Consider the following 3,050-nt stretch of genomic DNA (forward strand, 5'->3'; position numbering starts at 1 on the left):
ATCAGGAGCCCAACGGGTTACCCTTCTGGCCAGAGAGAATGGTAGCTAATCATTCCCTCTTGAGAGACACAAGGAGCCCGACTCGTCGGGCGATCAGGCCGTCTACAAGCAACATTAAGCAATACCCGCACATGAGCGCGATTCATCTGCATCCTGACGCGGATGCGATGAAAGTCGCGCTCGGCTGAGGTATCATGGGCGCCTACTCTTTCATGACGACCCTTCGTACGAGGTTTCCCGCCGATGTTCAGCCGCGATATGACAATTGCCGGATTCGATGATGTGCTTTTTGACGCCATGCAGAAAGAAGTGGCCCGCCAGGAAGCCCACATCGAGCTAATCGCTTCCGAAAACTACGCCAGCCCCCGCGTACTGGAAGCCCAGGGCAGCCAGCTGACCAATAAATACGCCGAAGGCTACCCCGGCAAGCGCTACTACGGCGGCTGCGAATTCGTCGACATCGCCGAAAACCTCGCCATCGATTACGCCAAGGAGCTGTTCGGCGCGACCTACGTCAATGTGCAGCCGCACTCCGGCTCCCAGGCCAACAGCGCCGTCTTCCAGGCGCTGGTCAAGCCCAATGACACCATTCTGGGCATGAGCCTGGATGCCGGTGGCCACCTGACCCACGGCGCCAAGCCCAACTTCTCCGGCAAGCACTACAACGCCATTCAGTACGGCCTCAACGAACAAGGGTTGATCGACTACGACCAGGTCGCCGAGCTTGCTCGGGAACATAAGCCCAAAATGATCATTGCGGGCTTCTCTGCCTACTCGCAAATTGTTGACTGGGCCAAGTTCCGCGAGATCGCCGACGAAGTAGGCGCTTACCTACTGGTGGACATGGCCCACGTCTCCGGCCTGGTCGCCGCTGGCGTTTACCCAAGCCCGCTGCCCCACGCCCACGTGGTCACCTCCACCACGCACAAAACCCTGCGCGGCCCGCGTAGCGGCGTGATTCTCTCCGCCGAAAATAACGCGGATATCGAGAAAAAGCTGCAATCCGCTGTCTTCCCCGGCGGCCAGGGCGGCCCGCTGATGCACGTCATCGCCGCCAAGGCGATCTGCTTCAAGGAAGCCATGGCGCCGGAGTTCAAGACCTACCAGCAGCAGGTGGTAAAGAACGCCCAGGCGATGGCGGGTGTGTTTATCGAACGCGGCTACGATATTGTCTCCGGCGGCACCGAAGATCACCTCTTCCTGCTGTCGCTGATCAAGCAGGGCGTGACCGGTAAAGACGCCGACGCCGCCCTCGGCCGTGCGCACATCACCGTCAACAAGAACGCCGTGCCCAATGACCCGCAAAGCCCGTTCGTCACCTCCGGCCTGCGCATCGGCACCCCCGCCGTCACGACCCGCGGCTTCGGTGAAAAAGAGTGCAGCGACCTGGCCAGCTGGATCTGCGACATCCTCGACGTCCTCGCCAGCGGCGACGACACTGCCGCCATCGAAGCCGAGGTGCTGGATAAGGCCGCCGCGGTATGCAACAAGTTCCCCGTGTATAAGTAATTAAACGAAGTGGCTTGACCGATCCTGATCGCCCGACTTGTCGGGCGATCAGGTTGCCTGTAGGTATAATGCACGGCGGTACTTTCGTGCTAGCCTAAAGGAGTATTCTTGTGGGGGCTGTTGGATGCATTGTCATCGATTTGACATGGATGTTCATGTAACTCGACATGCACGAGAGCGTATGACGCAGCGCGCTATTAGTGAAGAACAATTGAGAGCGCTACTCGAAACAGGGCAGATTCGATATAAAGATGATAGCCGTTTCTGGATAGCTAAAATGTTCTCGTCACGGAATGACAACTTGGTATGCGCTGCCGTTGTGCTAGAAGATAAGCTCATAGTTAAAACCGTTATGCACCATTTTCAGTGGGAGGGTTAAACATGCGAACCACCTATGACGAAACGGATGACATTTTAGTCGTGCATCTCTCCGACAAGCCAATCTCGAAAGAGGTGTCGCAAGATTGGAATACGCATATTAGTTACGCAGAAGATGGCACCATTGTTGAAGTTGTGATTTTAGAAGCATCCAAACAAGGCGCCTGGCCGTTGTTGCGCAGCCACGCCGCGTAATCTCCAGCCCCTGTGGGAACTCAACTTTGTCGAGCGATCAGCCCATCTACCAGCGATCACCCAAGGCGCCTTGATCCTTCCTGATCGCCCAACGGATAACGCGCCAACCCCCCCTCACTGCTTCAACAAATGCGCGATGGTGACTTCCACTTGCGGTTTTGACTATTCATCAACTAGCCCGCAATTTTGTAAGATATTTCTTAAAGCTTTGTAAGACATTAGCTCTTCGTGCCGTAAAGGGGTTGTTCCGCCCGCAAGTCTCGCTACCCTGATCGTTTCTCATTAGCAGATAACGATCCAGGGAGCGGCATGATGTCGGAAAGGATGGGGGCGGAGGCAGGTCTGCAGTTCACACTAACGTTACCCGGCATTAACGATATCGCGGTGATCGACTTCACCCACCGCGAGGCGCTCTCCCAGCCTTTCGAACTGGCGCTCAACCTGGCCAGCCGCGATGGCAGCCTGGACGCCGCCGACCTCCTGGATCGCGAAGCCACCCTGACCATCTGGCAGGACGGCAAACCGCTGCGCCGGGTGCATGGGATTGTCGCTGAATTTGGCCGCGGCGACCGCGGCCACCGACGTACCTTCTACTCCCTGGTACTGCGCCCGGCGCTCTGGCGGCTCTCGCTGCGCCAGAACTCGCGCATCTTTCAGAAGGTCGACCCGCTCACCATCATCAATACCTTCTGCGACGAGCGCGGCATCCGCGACGTGGCCTTTGCGGTCACCCGCGAGCTTCCCGAGCGCGAGTACTGCGTGCAGTACCGCGAGACGGATCTCGCCTTTATCGAGCGCCTGGCCTCGGAAGAGGGACTTTTCTATTTCCATGAATTTGATGAGGATAGTCATCGGCTGATCTTCGCCGACGACCCACAGGTGCTGGCAAGCCTCGGCGAGCGCACGTACCACAGCCGTGCCGGGGGCACTGCGCCCACGCGCCATGTACGCAAGCTTAGCCACACCGC

The 3,050-nt window shown here is 57.9% G+C and carries 4 protein-coding genes; all 4 read left to right on the forward strand.

The features are described 5' to 3' along the window. Positions 1-243 precede the first annotated feature (243 nt). Positions 244-1,509: a serine hydroxymethyltransferase gene (gene glyA, locus R3F64_RS19285; protein WP_264826500.1), complete on the forward strand. Its 1,266-nt coding sequence runs from the start codon at positions 244-246 to the stop codon at positions 1,507-1,509. Between the two features lie 145 nt (positions 1,510-1,654). Further along, complete coding sequence (locus tag R3F64_RS19290; protein WP_332613236.1) at positions 1,655-1,888, forward strand: DUF4258 domain-containing protein; 234 nt, start codon at positions 1,655-1,657, stop codon at positions 1,886-1,888. Positions 1,889-1,890: 2 nt separating this feature from the next. Then, positions 1,891-2,082 carry a DUF2283 domain-containing protein gene (locus R3F64_RS19295; protein ID WP_085918476.1) on the forward strand — a complete coding sequence of 64 codons (192 nt, stop codon included), beginning with the start codon at positions 1,891-1,893 and terminating at the stop codon, positions 2,080-2,082. A 324-nt stretch (positions 2,083-2,406) separates the two neighbouring features. Next, on the forward strand, positions 2,407-3,050 hold a 644-nt coding region (tssI, locus tag R3F64_RS19300), incomplete at its 3' end, for a type VI secretion system tip protein TssI/VgrG (protein WP_442908846.1).

It is taken from the genome of Halomonas sp. 5021 (assembly GCF_036663435.1).
Taxonomy (GTDB): domain Bacteria; phylum Pseudomonadota; class Gammaproteobacteria; order Pseudomonadales; family Halomonadaceae; genus Vreelandella; species Vreelandella janggokensis.

Coding starts and splice junctions, on each gene's coding strand:
- glyA (WP_264826500.1), top strand. CDS start 244: ATGTTCAGCCGCGATATGACAATTGCCGGATTCGATGATGTGCTTTTT.
- R3F64_RS19290 (WP_332613236.1), top strand. CDS start 1,655: ATGGATGTTCATGTAACTCGACATGCACGAGAGCGTATGACGCAGCGC.
- R3F64_RS19295 (WP_085918476.1), top strand. CDS start 1,891: ATGCGAACCACCTATGACGAAACGGATGACATTTTAGTCGTGCATCTC.